12 protein-coding genes are annotated in these 15,057 nt (G+C 63.3%); 3 read left to right on the top strand and 9 right to left on the bottom strand.

All coding sequences use genetic code 11. From position 1 onward, the window contains the following. Positions 1-94: 94 nt before the first annotated feature. The gene (locus NKH37_RS06025; RefSeq protein WP_023720256.1) at positions 95-526 is read right to left on the bottom strand and encodes a hypothetical protein; all 432 of its coding nucleotides are present in this window, start codon (positions 524-526) and stop codon (positions 95-97) included. Positions 527-798: 272 nt separating this feature from the next. Here NKH37_RS06025 and NKH37_RS06020 point away from each other — a divergent pair, with 272 nt between their 5' ends. Beyond that, a complete protein-coding gene (locus tag NKH37_RS06020) occupies positions 799-1,974 on the top strand; it encodes an HlyD family secretion protein (RefSeq protein ID WP_352481994.1) in 1,176 nt (391 codons plus the stop codon). After that, complete coding sequence (locus NKH37_RS06015; RefSeq protein WP_352909187.1) at positions 1,971-3,584, top strand: DHA2 family efflux MFS transporter permease subunit; 1,614 nt, start codon at positions 1,971-1,973, stop codon at positions 3,582-3,584. The genes NKH37_RS06020 and NKH37_RS06015 overlap by 4 nt, the downstream gene beginning before the upstream one ends. Before the next feature lie 319 nt (positions 3,585-3,903). Here the strand turns inward: NKH37_RS06015 and NKH37_RS06010 are convergent, their stop codons facing one another. Beyond that, the gene (locus NKH37_RS06010) at positions 3,904-4,656 is read right to left on the bottom strand and encodes a metallophosphoesterase family protein (protein WP_254817011.1); all 753 of its coding nucleotides are present in this window, start codon (positions 4,654-4,656) and stop codon (positions 3,904-3,906) included. Further along, entirely contained in the window at positions 4,649-5,461 is an 813-nt protein-coding gene (locus NKH37_RS06005; RefSeq protein WP_023720252.1) for a nucleotidyltransferase family protein, read from the bottom strand. The genes NKH37_RS06010 and NKH37_RS06005 overlap by 8 nt, the downstream gene beginning before the upstream one ends. A 725-nt stretch (positions 5,462-6,186) precedes the next feature. Here NKH37_RS06005 and NKH37_RS06000 point away from each other — a divergent pair. Next, positions 6,187-7,050, top strand: a complete 864-nt coding sequence (locus NKH37_RS06000) for a hypothetical protein (RefSeq protein WP_352590664.1) — start codon at positions 6,187-6,189, stop codon at positions 7,048-7,050. Between the two features lie 59 nt (positions 7,051-7,109). On the opposite strand, the gene amaB is transcribed toward NKH37_RS06000, so the two are convergent. The 6 genes from amaB to NKH37_RS05970 all read right to left on the bottom strand — a co-directional run bounded on the left by amaB (position 7,110) and on the right by NKH37_RS05970 (position 15,056). Beyond that, positions 7,110-8,621: an L-piperidine-6-carboxylate dehydrogenase gene (amaB, locus tag NKH37_RS05995; RefSeq protein WP_352918371.1), complete on the bottom strand. Its 1,512-nt coding sequence runs from the start codon at positions 8,619-8,621 to the stop codon at positions 7,110-7,112. A gap of 183 nt (positions 8,622-8,804) precedes the next feature. Beyond that, a complete protein-coding gene (locus NKH37_RS05990) occupies positions 8,805-10,067 on the bottom strand; it encodes an RNA polymerase sigma factor (protein ID WP_352918278.1) in 1,263 nt (420 codons plus the stop codon). Continuing rightward, complete coding sequence (locus tag NKH37_RS05985) at positions 10,064-10,438, bottom strand: YciI family protein (RefSeq protein WP_023720249.1); 375 nt, start codon at positions 10,436-10,438, stop codon at positions 10,064-10,066. The genes NKH37_RS05990 and NKH37_RS05985 overlap by 4 nt, the downstream gene beginning before the upstream one ends. A gap of 86 nt (positions 10,439-10,524) precedes the next feature. Continuing rightward, positions 10,525-11,643, bottom strand: coding sequence for a DNA topoisomerase IB (locus NKH37_RS05980; RefSeq protein ID WP_352963718.1), 1,119 nt, complete (start codon positions 11,641-11,643; stop codon positions 10,525-10,527). A gap of 109 nt (positions 11,644-11,752) precedes the next feature. Beyond that, a complete protein-coding gene (locus NKH37_RS05975; protein WP_023720247.1) occupies positions 11,753-12,637 on the bottom strand; it encodes a transglutaminase family protein in 885 nt (294 codons plus the stop codon). A 7-nt stretch (positions 12,638-12,644) separates the two neighbouring features. Next, positions 12,645-15,056: a circularly permuted type 2 ATP-grasp protein gene (locus tag NKH37_RS05970; protein ID WP_353040850.1), complete on the bottom strand. Its 2,412-nt coding sequence runs from the start codon at positions 15,054-15,056 to the stop codon at positions 12,645-12,647. Position 15,057 lies beyond the last annotated feature (1 nt).

Raw genomic sequence — 15,057 nt, 5'->3', positions numbered from 1 at the left:
TCTGCGCGGCCTGACGGGGCACGAGTCCTTCCAAGTTCGGAAGCGCTCCCCGCAGCGCGGAAAGAACGCGTGTTCCGCCGTTCCTCGTATCGCGTCAATGCACGATCAAGCCCTTCATCCAGGCAACAAATCTGTTGCCGCGAACTATCCCGCGCACCCTGGCAGCGGCCCATCGCGCTTGCATCGTGGCGCCAACGTGGCAATGGCAAACGATTTGGTGCAACTGCCGGTCGCTCAGTTCGAAGAAGCGCTTTGCCTCACCATAGGTATCGTCGTTCAAGCCCATGGCACGCAGAACCGGATCCTCGAAAGCGACAGTGAGCGGCGTCCCAGCGCCACGCGATCTGTCGCGCGCTTCCCTGTTCATATATTCGGTGCCTGGAAGCGCCCCAAGGCATCGCGTCGGGTTTTGCTCGAGAAGTTCTGCCCAACGTTCAATCCGCTGGTTTCGGCTCATCGCCGGATACGCCGCGAAGGACTCAACTTCCGCGACGGCATGCAGTTGGTCGAGTGTTTGATGTTTCATGGTCGGCTCCTGTCGACAGGTGAATTCGCCCACGCCTATATGAGCAATTATCGCGCCGTGGAGCGCTGACAAGGCCGGATCACCGCAACATGAGGCGTACGGATCACCTGCCCGGTGAAGCGGCGCTCGGTTCCAACGCGCCGGCGCCGCTCAGTGGGTTCGACGTCGCCCCGTTAACCGAACCCATTCCGGGCAGGAACTTTTGCGGAAGCTCGCGGTTTGGCTTTGCGTCCGCCCCGGCGGCTGCAATATCAGTCTTGAAAGCCATTCCGTTGGACACGAAGCCTCAAAGCGTCGAACAAGACGTCGAGCCTGTAAATGAAACTCGGGAGCAACCGGCCCGGGTTCGAGAATCTCGTGAGCGATCGGCAGAGCCGCGGCAGGAAAAGCCCGACGGGGATGCCTCGCAACGAAAGGCCGGTCTGCTCGGCTTTCCCAAGCGCCATCCCTATGCGACGGCGGCGGTTGCGCTTGCGCTGTTGCTCGTCGCGGCAGGCGTCGTGATCTGGTGGCTGAACGCTCGCCAGTACGAATCGACCGACGACGCCTTCATCGACGCCCGCACGGTGACGATCGGCGCCCAAATCGCCGGCCGCATTACCGAGCTGGCGGTTAGCGACAATCAGCACGTGCAGGCAGGTGATGTCCTCCTGCGCATCGACGACAGCGACTATCAGGCAAATCTGAAGCAGGCCGATGCCGGCGTCGCCGCGGCCGAAGCCGAAATCGTCAATGTCACCGCTCAGATCGAGGCTCAAAACGCAAAGGTGAACGCTGCCCAGAGGCAGGTTGCACAGGCCAAGGCAGCGCTGGATTTCGCCAAGGCTGAGGATCAACGCAATCGCGAACTCCTGGCCAAGGGCACGGCAACGCAGCAGCAGGCGCAGCAAGCGGCATCGACGCTGCGTCAGGATCAGGCCGCGCTGGACAGTGCCGAGGCCAATGTCGCCTCAGCAAAAAGCCAGGTTTCGGTCTTGCAGGCGCAAGCCAGGAGCGCCGAGGCGCAGCTCGAACAGGCCAAAGCCAGCCAGGAGCAAGCCCGCACGACGCTGTCGCGCACGACCATCACAGCACCCGCAGCCGGGCGGGCAACGAGCATTTCGGCCGCTGACGGCACCTACGCCCAACCCGGCCAGGTATTGATGATGTTCGTTCCCGACGAGGTCTGGGTGAGGGCCAATTTCAAGGAGACGCAGCTCGACCTGATGCGGCAGGGACAACCGGTCGACATCGATATCGACGCGTACCCGGACAAGTCGTTCCATGGCCGCGTCGACAGCATCCAGGCCGGCAGCGGCACCGCCTTCAGCCTCTTGCCGGCCGAAAATGCCACCGGCAATTACGTCAAGGTGGTGCAGCGCGTGCCGGTCAAGATCGTCTTCGACAAGCCGCCGGATGTGCTTCTCGGCCCAGGGCTGTCGGTGGTGCCGACGGTCAAGGTGCGATGAACGGCGAAGCAGCCAGAAATCAGGGCGAAAGCCGATCCGCCGCCGGGACGCACAATCCCTGGCTCATCGCCATTGTCGTTTCCATCGCCACTTTCATGCTGGTGCTGGACACCTCGATCGCCAATGTCGCCCTGCGCAACATCGCCGGCAGCCTGGCGGCCGGAATGGACGAAAGCACCTGGGTCATTACCACCTATCTTGTGGCCAACTCGGTGATCATCCCGGTCAGCGGCTGGCTGGCAAGCGTCATCGGCCGCAAGCGCTACTACATGCTTTGCGTGGCGACCTTCACCGTCGCGTCGCTGCTGTGCGGACTGGCGCCCAACCTGGAACTGCTCATCCTGTTCAGGATCCTTCAGGGCCTCGGCGGCGGCGGCATGGCGCCAAGCGAGCAATCGATCCTTGCCGATACCTTTCCGCCGGAAAAGCGCTCGCAAGCCTTCGCGCTTTACGGCATTGCCGTCATCGTCGCACCAACGGTCGGGCCGACGATCGGCGGCTGGCTGACGGACCATTTCTCCTGGCACTGGATCTTCTTCATCAACGTGCCGTTCGGCATCCTGTCGCTGGCACTGGTGCAATGGCTGTTGGTCGAACCGGACGTACTCGAACGCGAACGCAAGGAACGGCTGAAAGGCGGCCTGAAGATCGACGGGGTCGGGTTCGTCCTGGTGGCTACCGCACTGGGGTGCCTCGAGATCTTCCTCGACCGAGGCCAGCGCTACGATTGGTTCGCCTCGAATTTCATTACGACTTTCGCAGTGATTTCCGCGATCGCGTTCCTGCTGCTTATCCCATGGGAAATCAGTCGCAGCGATCCGGTCGTCGACATGCGCCTATTGTTCACGCGCCAGTTCGGCACGGCCTTCCTGGTTATGATGGCGGTCGGTGCTATCCTGTTCAGCACCACCCAGATCGTGCCGCAGCTGCAGCAGACGACATTTGCCTACACCGCGACGCTGTCGGGCCTTTCGATGATGCCGGGCGGCATCGCCATGCTGATCTTGATGCCGGTGTCCGGATTTGTAGGCAGCATCGTGCAGCCCAAATACCTGATCATGGTGGGCATGTCGGTGGTCGCAGTCGCGCTTTGGCACATGACCTCGCTTACCCCGGACGCCAGCTTCCGCTTCTTTGCCTTTGCCCGTGTCTTCCTGATGGTCGGGCTGCCGTTCCTGTTCATTCCCATCTCGACCGCGGCCTATGTCGGCCTGCCCCCGCAACAGACCAACCAGGCATCGGCGCTGATCAACGTTGCACGCAATATCGGCGGCAGCATCGGCGTCTCGCTGTCCAACACCGTCATTGCGCAAAGCTCCCAGATCCATCAATCGAATCTGGTTGGCCACACCGTGCAATCGTCGCCCGCCTATCAGCAGGTGCTTCGGCAGGCGACCGAGCATTTCGTCGCCCAGGGTTCGCCGCTGGTCCAGGCGAAGCAGCAGGCGATCGGCTGGCTCGGCCAGTTGATCGCCCGCCAGGCCACGCTGCTCGCCTACGTCGATGTCTTCCGCTATTGCGCGGTGGCAACCGCCCTGCTCGTTCCGCTTGCCCTGCTGCTGCGGTCAGGCAAGTCGGGCAGCAGACACGAGAATCCGGAGATGGGCTGACCCGCAGGCGCGACGGTGTGGTTCCAAAAACGAGGAAGCCGGGAACCAGCTGACCCATTGCGTTGTTCTGCGCCAAGAGGAGATGATCACGATGGCCACTATTCCCACACCCGAGCCAACACCGACCCCGGTACCACCGCCTCCCATCCCCGATCCCAAGCCCGTGCGTGAGCCGGACCCCGACAGGCTCCCCGACGAGGACCCCATTCCCAATCCGGATGAAAACGATATTCCGCCGAAGCGGATGTCTTTCAGCCGGCAGTTGCCGTGATCGTTCTGCAGCCTGTCTGGCGATTGCTTGCGCCAGCGGCGCCGCCTGTCAGATTTCGAGCATGGCGTAGGGGCGGCCGGTCGGCTTGGCGACATGCATGGCAACGTTATAGACCGACGCTCCGCCCGGCGTACGGCCCTCATAGGCGCCACGATGCGCATGGCCATGCACCACTGCGCTGACCTGGAACCGGTCTATTGTCTCGGCCAGGCGTGACGAACCGAGAAACGGGAAAATCTCCAGCGGCTCGCCTTCGACCGTCTCGACGACAGGCGCGTAGTGCAGAACGACAAGCGTGCGTTTGGCGCGGACCTGCCGCATCGCGTTTTCAAGCCGCATCGCTTCGTTCACGCTTTCCGCCACCATCGACTTGATCGCCGGTTCGCCAAAGGAGCCGAGCATGCGCGATCCAAAACCGCCAACGAAACCCTTGACCCCAACGAACCCGACCTCGTGAATCTCCGTCGCCTCGCCGTCGAGGAGATGAACGCCCGCCTGACGCAAAATGTCGGTGACCTGCTCGACGGCGCCTGACTCATAGTCGTGGTTGCCAAGTACGGCGACGACCGGGATCGTGCAGGCACGCAGTTCCTCGGCAAGGATTTCGGCCTCCCGAGGCTTGCCGAGATTGGTAAGGTCGCCGGTCAGCACGAGAACCTGGGCTTCGCGCGACATCTCGCCGAAAAGATCGCGGTACGACGCCTGGTCCTCCTTGCCGACATGCAGATCGCCGATGGCGGCGACCTTGAGTGTGCCGCCGTTTTCGGCCTTTGCCGAAGCAGATTCGAGCTCGTCAGCCATCGCTATATTCTCCTTCACCGCCGACGTCGGCAAAGCCCCATTGCTTGACGTCGATCTCATAGTCGGTTCGTGAAAGCATGCGCCCGCGGCAGATCCGCATCCGGGAAGGCGGCAATTCGCGCTGCTTGGCCAGCCGGTCGAGCAACTCGTCGAGCAGCCACGCGGGCACACGGTCTCGCTCCGTCGGATAGATCCATCTGAAGTTCAAGAGATGCATCAGCAAGACTTCCCAATGAACTTCCATGTAGGAAAGCAGCCTTTGCCAGTCGATCTGGTCGTGCGCCTTGAGGATGGTGTGCGCGACGTCGGCGCCATCATGCCGGCCGCGGTCCTGGATGAAGCATTTGGACCAGATAAGCTCGGTTGGGCCGATGATCCGCACGTGGCTGCCCAGCAATTCGGCCTGGCGAGCATGCTCCAGCCACTGGTCGTCGACAGGCATTGTGCCGTTCATCGAGGTGAAGATGACGTCGAAAAAATGCGTGCCCCTGAACACCTTGCCGAGCCACCGGTCGTCCTCGACCACGACCGCATAGCCGATCTGCTTGAAATGGGCGAGGATGCGCGGGCAGTCGCCGGCCTTGCAGAAAATGTCGAGATCCTTGGTCGGGCGGATGATCCCGGTATAGGCGCTTACGGCATAGGTGCCGGCGACGAGAAAGGGGATGCCCGTCGCGACAAGCTCGCGGATCGCTTCGATATAAAAGACCTCCGCTTCGGCATTGCGAGGCGTCGGGGCGGCTTTTGGATCGACGGACGGAACGGATGCCGGGATGGCGCTTTCCGGTGGGGGATTGATGATCATAGCACATGACTCCTGGCCCGGCAGACCAGCAGCCGCCTGTATCTAATAGCCAAGCATGCCCGATGGTTCCCGCCGCTGCGTGCCACCGCCGCTCTCGCCTGCTGCATCAGGCGAACACGCCGCGGTGGCGGGCCTTCGAAGCGGTCGTGGCCCTCGGCCGCGGCGGCAGCCATAAAGAGACATGTGAGCGGTTATTTTTGGCGTCAAGATCGCAGCGCGCTTCGGCCTCAAGCGCGTCGAGGCGTAGTGGGCCCGCTATCATTCTCGGGTCCGGAAAGGATTGGTTTCAACATGGTTCCCGAGCTGTCGGAGGCGCTGCGCACCCGGCGTAACAGCCACTTGAGCGCCCGTAGCCAAACCGACTCTGTTTTCCGGAACGCTGCAGGCGGCGTGGCGAAAAGGCCATTCTCCATTTTGTAGTTCCTCACTGTCTCAGTCCAATCAGCGTTCTTCAACGAGCAAAACTTGTGTTGGTTCCGTGTCGCCATCGGCGGGAGCACGGGCTGGACAGGCGAAGCCATCATTGGTGGGTTCAAGCAGGCTAGCCTTCTGCAGCGAGATCAGCGCCTCGCGAGATCAGGGGCCTCGGCGATCAAGTCGCGGAATTAAGCCACTAGCCGGCGGGATTCAGCTCGTATCCTGATGCGCCGGCTCTGGACACGGCCCGCGAAGGCTGAAATTGTTACCGGCATTTCCAGTTGCAAATTTGATTGGGCGCGGCGGGGATGGCGCTGGTTTCTGAAGACATTGCCAGCCATCCGGCACTGCGTCGCCATGTCCAGGCTCAGTCGCGGACGCTTCTCCAAACCTATGAAGCGAACCCGCGGCTGGCCTCCGTATTCGCCGCGCAACAGCGTTGGCTGATGGCCCATATCGGCCTTGGCTTGTATTTCAATCGAGAGCCGGACGATCATCGCAAGGGACTTACGTCTGCACGGTTCATGGACGACATCTGCCGGCATTCGGTGGCCAGCCGCAACACCGCCGACGCCTTCCTGAAGGAGATGCTGCATTACGGTTTCATCCGGCATCTGCCGATCAAATACGGGCGCATCCGCCCCTTTGAGCCGACCGCGGGCACTCTGGAGACGGTTGCCGGCTGGGTCATGGCGCATCTGAAAACGCTGGACAGCCTGGACAATGGATTTCGACTGGCTGCATTCGTCGCACAACCGGACCTGCTCGCCAAACTGCAGCCGCTGGTGGCCGACGGCCTGCTTTCGTCGCATGCCGTGCGGGAGCCGAGACAGACCTTTTCCTTGTTCACCTGGCTCGACAATGGCGGCATCGTCATGGATTGGCTGATGTCTGGCGTCGATCCCGATCATGCTGACCTGGACCGAATTCCGACCGGTGTCGTCTCAATCGGAGATTTCGCGAACTGGCTCAAGCTTTCCCGGACCCACCTGTCACGCAAATTGCGCGATGCCGAGGAACTCGGCAGCATCGGCTGGTTGGGCCAGCGGGGTCACTCGGTCATGTGGGTGTCGAGCGAGTTCTATCAGGAATACATGACCGCCCAGGCGGTCAAGCTCGCCATCATCGATGCAGCCTTCGACAATTGTGTTGTAACTTCCGAAGCCAGCTGAACGGCGAGCCGAACGCCGTCGTGGCGGCTTTGGCGCCGCCGCGACGAAGGTTTGGCATTTCAATCGATGTCGAACGAAACGCCCTGGGCGAGCGGCAGCGCCTTGGAATAGTTCACCGTATTGGTAGCGCGCCGCATATAGGCCTTCCAGGCATCCGAGCCCGACTCGCGGCCGCCGCCGGTTTCCTTCTCGCCGCCGAAGGCGCCGCCGATCTCGGCCCCCGAAGTGCCGATATTGACGTTGGCAATGCCGCAGTCCGAACCGTCGACGCCGAGGAAGCGCTCGGATTCCTGCAGGTCGCGGGTGAAGATGGACGACGACAGCCCGGCGCCGACCGCATTGTGCTCATCGAGCACGGCGTCGAAATCCGAATATTTCATCACATAGAGGATCGGCGCGAAGGTCTCCTCCGTCACCGGCGAAACTTGGCGCGGCATTTCGACCAGCGCCGGACGCACATAGTAGGCCTCAGGCTGGCCGTTCTCGACCCGCATTCCGCCGGTTATCTTACCGCCATGCGAAGCCGCCTCCTCCAACGCCTTCTGCATGTTGTCGTAGGCAGCCTTGTCGATCAACGGGCCGACGAGAGCGCTTGTCTCCAGCGGATTGCCGACCGAGACGCTTTCATAGGCCTTCTTCAGGCGCGGAACGAGCTGGTCATAGACGCTCTCATGCACGAACAGGCGCCGCAGCGTCGTGCAGCGCTGGCCGGCCGTGCCCATCGCTCCAAAGGCGATCGCGCGCAGCGCCATGTCGAGATCGGCCGTCGGGCAGACGATGCCGGCATTGTTGCCGCCGAGCTCCAGCACGGCACGGGCAAAGCGCTTCGCCAGCCGTGGGCCGACATCCCTGCCCATGCGCGTCGAACCGGTGGCGGAGACCAACGGCACCTTCGGATGGTCGACCAGGATCTCGCCGACGGCGCGATCGCCGATCAGCACGGGCGCCAGCCCTTCCGGCGCATCGCCGAAACGCTTTGCCGCGCGCTTGAAGATCGCTTCGCAGGCGAGCGCCGTCAGCGGTGTCTTCTCGGACGGCTTCCACACCACCGCGTCGCCGCAGACCAGCGCCAGCGCTGCATTCCACGACCAGACCGCCACCGGGAAATTGAAGGCCGAAATGACGCCGACGACGCCGAGCGGATGCCAGGTCTCCATCATGCGGTGGCCGGGGCGCTCGGTGGCGATGGTCAGGCCGTACAATTGCCGGGAGAGACCGACGGCGAAATCGCAGATGTCGATCATCTCCTGCACTTCGCCAAGACCCTCGGATGGAATCTTGCCGACTTCGATCGAGACCAACCGGCCAAGCTCGGCCTTGTGTGTGCGCAATTCCTCGCCGAGCAGCCGTACCAGTTCGCCGCGCTTGGGAGCTGGTACCTGCCGCCACGCCAGGAAAGCTTTATGGGCATTGTCGATGGTCGTTGCCGCGTCGGCCGGCGAGATGGTTTTCAGCGCGGCGATCTGCTCGCCGGTCACCGGGCTACGCACGATGAGATCGCCGCCTGTAAGCGCGCCCTCGGCAACACCCAGTTTCGCCAGAAGCCCGGCCGTTTCCTTCGCAATCGTCATTTTCATCCCTTTCAGATCCCGCCGCTCATATGGCGTCGGTCAAAGCCTTGTGCCACGCCGTCTCTGTGCCGGTCGGCACATCAGGCACTGTCATGGCGTGGCATTACTCGTTTCAGGGAAAAATCGCCACCCCGGCATGGTCTAAGCAAAGGTCAGACCGTTGAACCAGGCGGAGGCGTCGGATCAATGCGCCGTTTGCTTGGCGCCTTCTTTCATCAGCCGGTCGATATGCATGCGGATATGCGCCGCCTCGGCTGCCGTGTTGGCAAGCGCGATGGCGCGGTCGAAAGCGACACGCGCCTCGTCGCCGCGGCCAAGCTGCATCAGCAGGCCGCCCTTGAGGCCGAAGAAGTGGAAATAGCCGGAAAGCCTTTGCTCCAGCGGCTCGATCATGGCGAGTGCGGCTTCCGGTCCACGCACCTTGGAGACGGCGACGGCGCGGTTGAGCGTCACCACCGGCGACGGCTGCATCTGCTCGAGCAGGCCGTAGAGCAGGTCGATCTCGTTCCAGTCCGTATCCTCGGGCTTTTCCGCCCGTGCATGCAGCGCGGCGATCGCCGCTTGCACCTGGTAGGGACCGGGCTTGCGATGGCGCAACGCCTTATCGACCAGCGCCAGGCCTTCATCGATCATCTTGCGGCTCCACAGGCTGCGGTCCTGGTCTTCGAGCAGCACGATCTCGCCGTTCTCGTCGAAGCGAGCCGGCGCGCGTGCATGCTGCAGCAGCAACAGCGCCGTCAGTCCCATGATCTCCGGCTCGGTCTGGAATAGCCTGAGCAGCAGCCGGGCCAGCCGGATCGCCTCTTCGCAAAGCGGCGCACGCGCCGACGCCTCGCCGCTGTTGCTGGAATAGCCTTCGTTGAAGATCAGGTAGACCATGGCAGCGACGGCGGCGAGCCGTTCGGAGCGCTCGACCGCTCCCGGCGTCTCGAACGGCACCCCGGCGTCGGCGATGCGCGCCTTGGCTCGAGTGATACGCTGCTCCATGGCGCTTTCACCGACGAGGAAGGCGCGGGCGATCTGCTTGACCGTCAGGCCGGAGACGATGCGCAACGCCACCGCGATCTGCTGCGTGGCCGGCAGGTCGGGATGGCAGCAGATGAACAGCAACCGCAAAATATCGTCGCGGTAATGCGCACCGTCCAGCCGCTCGGCGATGTCGCTCTCGGCATCTTCGAGATCGGAGATCTGGTCCTCCTCCGGCAGCGGCGCCTGCTTGGCGCGCTTGCGCACCGCATCGATGCCGCTGTTGCGGCCGACGAAGATCAGCCAGGCTGCCGGATCGCGCGGCGGGCCATTTTTCGGCCAGTTGTTCAGGGCCCTCAGGCAGGCGTCCTGGAATGCTTCCTCCGCCGCGTCGAGGTCGCGGAAGTAGCGCAGCAATGCCCCCATCGCCTGCGGGCGAGCGGTGCTGATTGCCGTGCTGATCCAGGCAAGTTCGGTCATGCGGAAACCTTGGCGGGGTTGAAGAGCGAGACCGGCCGGATCTCGTAGGAGCCGCCGCTCGGGTTGACCTCGGAAAGCTCGCGCGCGAAGTCGACGGCCTCGTCGAGGTCGGCGCATTCGAGCGTGTAGAAGCCGAGGAACTGTTCCTTGGTTTCGGCAAACGGGCCGTCGATGACGATCGATTCGCCCTTGACCTTTCGCAGCGTTGTCGCCGCGGTCGTCGGCAAAAGCCGCGCCACCGGCCCAAGCCGGCCGGCGTTGGCATATTTCTCTTGTACGCCGATAAGCTTTTCCATGACGGCATCGTCCTGCTCCTTGCTCCAGGAGCAGACGACGTCTTCGGAGGCATAGCAGAGGATCGCGTAAAGCATGGGTCGTCCTTTTCTCTGTCAAAGGACGAAACACTAGGACCGATGCCGACATGGCGTCGACAAAAAAATACGCCCCCGGTCCTGCGTCATTCCCTCGCCTTCAGCCATCTCAAGACCAGAGCCTCCTCGTCGTCGAGCCCGACGATCGAGCGCTTGCCTTTGTTGGCATCCGCCATTTCGTCGAGCAGCTGTCCTTCGGACCAGGCGCGGAAGACTTCCGGATGGATGTAGCAGCGGCGGCAGACGGCGCGTGTATTGCCGAGCCGCTCGGCGACCTTGTCGATGACATTGTTCATCACCCGCTTTTGCTGCGCCTGGCTTTCGGGACGTTCGGTTTGCGCAAACAGCGACGCCGCGTGGATGGTTCCGCCCCACGTTCTGAAATGCTTGGAGCTGAACTCGACGCCGGCATTCTCCCTGATATAGCGGTTGACGTCGTCGGAGCGCACCGGATGCCTGTTTCCTTCCTCGTCGAGATACTGGAACAGTTTCTGGCCCGGCAGGTCCTGCGCTCCACGCACGATCTTGGCGATCCGGCGATCGACAAGCTTCAATCTCCATTCCTTGCCGGATTTGCCGATGAAGGCAAAACGCAGGCTCGAGCCCTTGATGTCGACATGGCGGTCGCGCAGCGTGGTCAGCCCAAAACTCTTGTTATCGCGGGCGTAGGCGGCGTTGCCGACGCGGATCATCGTGTTGTCGAGCAGCCAGACGATGGCCGCAACGACGCGTTCCAGCGGCAGGCCGTGACGGCGCAGATCGGCATCGATCTGCCGTCGCAATTCGGGCAGGCTTTCGGCGAAGGCGATGAGGCTCGAGTATTTGACCCCGTCACGCTCCTCCGCCCAGTGCTGATGATAGCGGTATTGCTTGCGCCCGCGCTGGTCCCGACCGGTTGCCTGAATGTGACCGTCGGCATCCGCCGAGATCCACACATCCGTCCAGGCCGGTGGAATGGCGAGCGCCTTGATGCGTGCCAGCGCGTCCTGGTCGACGGCACGTCCGTCGGGCCCTTTGTACGAGAACCCGTTGCCTGAACGCAGCCGGCGAATACCGGGTTCGGTGTCGGCGACATAGTTGAGCGAGGCCCGAACGGCCGAGGCGTGCGCGCCGTTCTCCAGCGCTCCGTTCCGCGGCACCCCGTTCTTTGGTGCAGCTTTCCTAACAGCCGATCGGCCAGACGACGACCCGGATTTGTCCAGCATGTCCTCTCCACGGAATTTCCGTAGATAAGCCGCCTGCTGGCTGCGGGTTCCACCGCCTTTTGATTGCCAGGACAGATTAACGACGACGCCGTGCAACGAGGAGGTGCCGTCACGCCTTTTCGAGCACGACCGGTATGACGTCGACTGCCTGCTCGCCAACCTGCCCGCCCGTGGTTTTCAGCACGCCGACGATCGGCGCCACATCGGAGTAGTCGCGGCCATAGCCGACCGTGATATGATCGTTGCTTGCCCGCATGCCGTTGGTCGGATCGAATTCCTGCCAGCCGGCATCGCGCCCGCACCACACCTTGACCCAGGCATGCATGGCGTCGGCGCCTTCGAGCCGCGGCTTCCCACGCGGCGGGATGGTGCGTAGGAATCCGCTGACATAGCCTGCAGGAATGCCGAGGCCACGCAGGCCGGCGATCATGATATGGGAAAAATCCTGGCAGACGCCGCGCTTCAGGCCGAAGGCGTCGCTGGCCCGCGTCTGCACCGTGGTCGCCTCGCCGTCATAGGTGAAATCGCGGTGAATGCGGTTGCACAGAGCCATGGCCGTGCCGACCGTCGAACTGCTGGCACTGCCTTTCGCATAGGCAGTGATTGCCGGGTCGATGCCGGCATGATCGCTGGCGGCCAGAAAGTGATGCGGCGAAGCCGGCGCCAGCGAGTGCACCGCGCCGAGTTCTTCCCTCAGCCGGCGTAGGTCGGGCGATACGTCGAGCCCGGGCTCCGGCCGCGACACTGAAACACGCGCGCTCATCCTGATGTCGAGCGCATCATGTGCGTCACGAAAGGCGATCGAGGTGACACTGTTGCCGAAAAAGTCGGAAAAGTCGGAGCGTTCGCTGGGCGCCGGCACAAAAGACAGTGAAGCGGCGATGACGCGCTGTACGCCAGGGATGGTCGGCGGCAGCACACGCACCTGATGGCGGCCGCCGCCGGCCGCCGCATCATAGTCGTAACGCAGGTGAAGCCTGATGTCGTAGAGCATGCCGTCTCTATCCGAAATAGGCTTTGGAGAGGCTGTTGTAGAGGCCGCCGATTTCATTGGCGAGATCGCTGAGGGCCTTGGCCGTCATGTCCGAGGGCTCCCTGATGGCGATCGACGTGTTGAGCTGCAGGATTTCCTTGGCCGCCGGCGACATATGGCCTTCACCGCCGACAGAGGGCAGCAGCGCGATTTCGGCCTTCAGCCGTTCGAGCTGGAACAGGATTGAGCGCGGGTTGAGCGAATCGAGCGCCAGAAGGTCGACCACGGTACGCCGTCCCGCCTGCACCGGATATTGCCGGCGGTGGGTCATGACGCTGTCGCCGATCTCCAGCATCATGTCGAGCGCGCCTTCCGGCGCCTCGGCCCTGGTCAGTCGGGCGAGCGTGCGGGCGATCTGGATGCCGCGTTCGAGCCTGCGGCCGATTTCCAGGAAACGCCAGCCGGCAAAGCGGTACATGTTCTCGTGCAGCAGGCCGGAAAACCCGGCCAGCTTGCGCAGGATGACCGTCATTGCCCTTGTCGCGTCGTCGCCCGGCGCCACTGTCACGGCAAATTGATGGATCGTCTTCGACAGGTCCTTCAATGCCAGCCAGCCATCGGGCGAGAAGCGGTCGCGGATCTGCCCGGCGCTGTACACGGCGCTGTCCAGCGTGCCGATGAGCCCCAACGGGATTGCCGTCTCGACGTCGATACCGAACGGCGCGAGATAGTCCCTGATGTCGGCGAGCAGCGGCATCTCGGGATCGGATGTCTCGGCCAGCCGCACGTGGTAGGCGCGCAGGATGCGCACCGTGTCTTCCGATCGCTCGATATAGCGGCCGAGCCATGTCAGGTTTTCCGCCGCGCGGCTGGGCAGGCTGCCCGGCAAGGTTCGGGTGAAGCTGTCATGCTCCTGCGGCAGCAGCGTCTCACGCTCCACCGGCCTGTCGCTGACCACCCAAACATCCGCCGCCTGGCCGCCGCGCTGCATGGCGATGGCCGTCGGGTCGAGCGAGAAGCCGACACGGGCAAAACCGCCCGGCATCACGGTCCAGCCTTCCGGCGTCCGCGCCAGATAGACGCGCAGGCTTGCCGGCCGCGGCTCCAGCCAGCCGCTGACATAGACAGGAGTGGTCGACAGCGTCACCGCTTCCTGGCCGACAAAGTCGCCGCCGTCTTGTTCGATCCGGGCGACGAGCTCGGCCCGTTCCTCGGCCGACAGCGCTGACCCGAGCTTGGTCGAGCCGTCGTCCTCGAAGGCAAGCCGCGTCGACAGTGCCGGGCCGATCACCATGCTATCGATATTGGCGAGCACATGTTCGCGCTCCGTATCCTGCCCGCACCACCATGTCGCGACGGTCGGCAGCAGCAGTTCCTCATTGCGCAGGGCGCGCGAAATCTTCGGCAGGAAGGCGAGCAGAGCGCGCGTCTCCATCAGGCCGGAACCCAGTGCATTGACGGCCGAAACCGCCCCTTGCCGGACCGCTTCGACCAGCCCCGGCGTGCCGATCTGCGAGTCCGACCGCAACTCGAGCGGATCGGCAAAGGCAGCGTCGAGCCGTCGCCACAAGACGCTGACCGGCATCAGCCCCGAAACTGTGCGCACCATCAGCCTGCCGCCGGAGACAGTCAGGTCCTCGCCCTCGAGCAGCATGATGCCGAGATAGCGGGCGATATAGGCATGTTCATAATAGGTCTCGTTCAGCGGTCCCGGCGTCAGGATGGCGACACGGCCGCCGGCTTGCTTGGCCATGCCGATCAGCGCATCGCGAAAACGGCGGAAGAAACCGGCCAAGCGGTGCACATGCATCTCGCCGTAAATGTCGGACAGTGCCCTTGTGGTGGCGACGCGGTTTTCCAGCGCAAAGCCGGCGCCCGATGGCGCCTGGGTGCGGTCGCCAAGCACCCACCAGAGGCCGTCCGGGCCACGACCGAGCTCGAAGGCGCAGAAATGCAGGAAATGGCCGCTGGCAGGCCTGGTGCCGACGACCGGCCGCAAATATTCCGAGCTGGCCGCGATCAATCCAGCCGGCAGAATGCCTTTCTCGACCAGCCGGTTCGGCCCGTAAATGTCGGCGATGGTCTCCTCGAACAGATCGGCGCGCTGGACCAGGCCGGCGCTGATGTCAGCCCATTCCTCCTCCTCGATCAGCAGCGGCACATGCGCCAGCGGCCATTCCCGCTCATTGGCGCCGGCCTTGTCGTAGACGCGGTAGTAGACGCCGGCATCGCGCAGGTACTGGTCGGCGCGGGCAAAACGCTGGGCAAGCTTTTCCGGCCCCAGGTCCTCCAGTGCCTCGATGAAGTGCCGCCAGGCCGGCCGCGGATTGCCCGACGCATCGACCATCTCGTCGACGACGCCGTCGATCGGTTGATAGTGCTCCAGCAGACTGTGGGTCTGCGGCTTGCTGCGCAGCTTTTTGTGATTCCCCTTCGCCATG

Source organism: Mesorhizobium sp. M1217, from assembly GCF_040318275.1.
In the GTDB taxonomy this organism is placed as follows: domain Bacteria; phylum Pseudomonadota; class Alphaproteobacteria; order Rhizobiales; family Rhizobiaceae; genus Mesorhizobium.
This window is presented reverse-complemented; position numbering and strand designations above follow the sequence as displayed.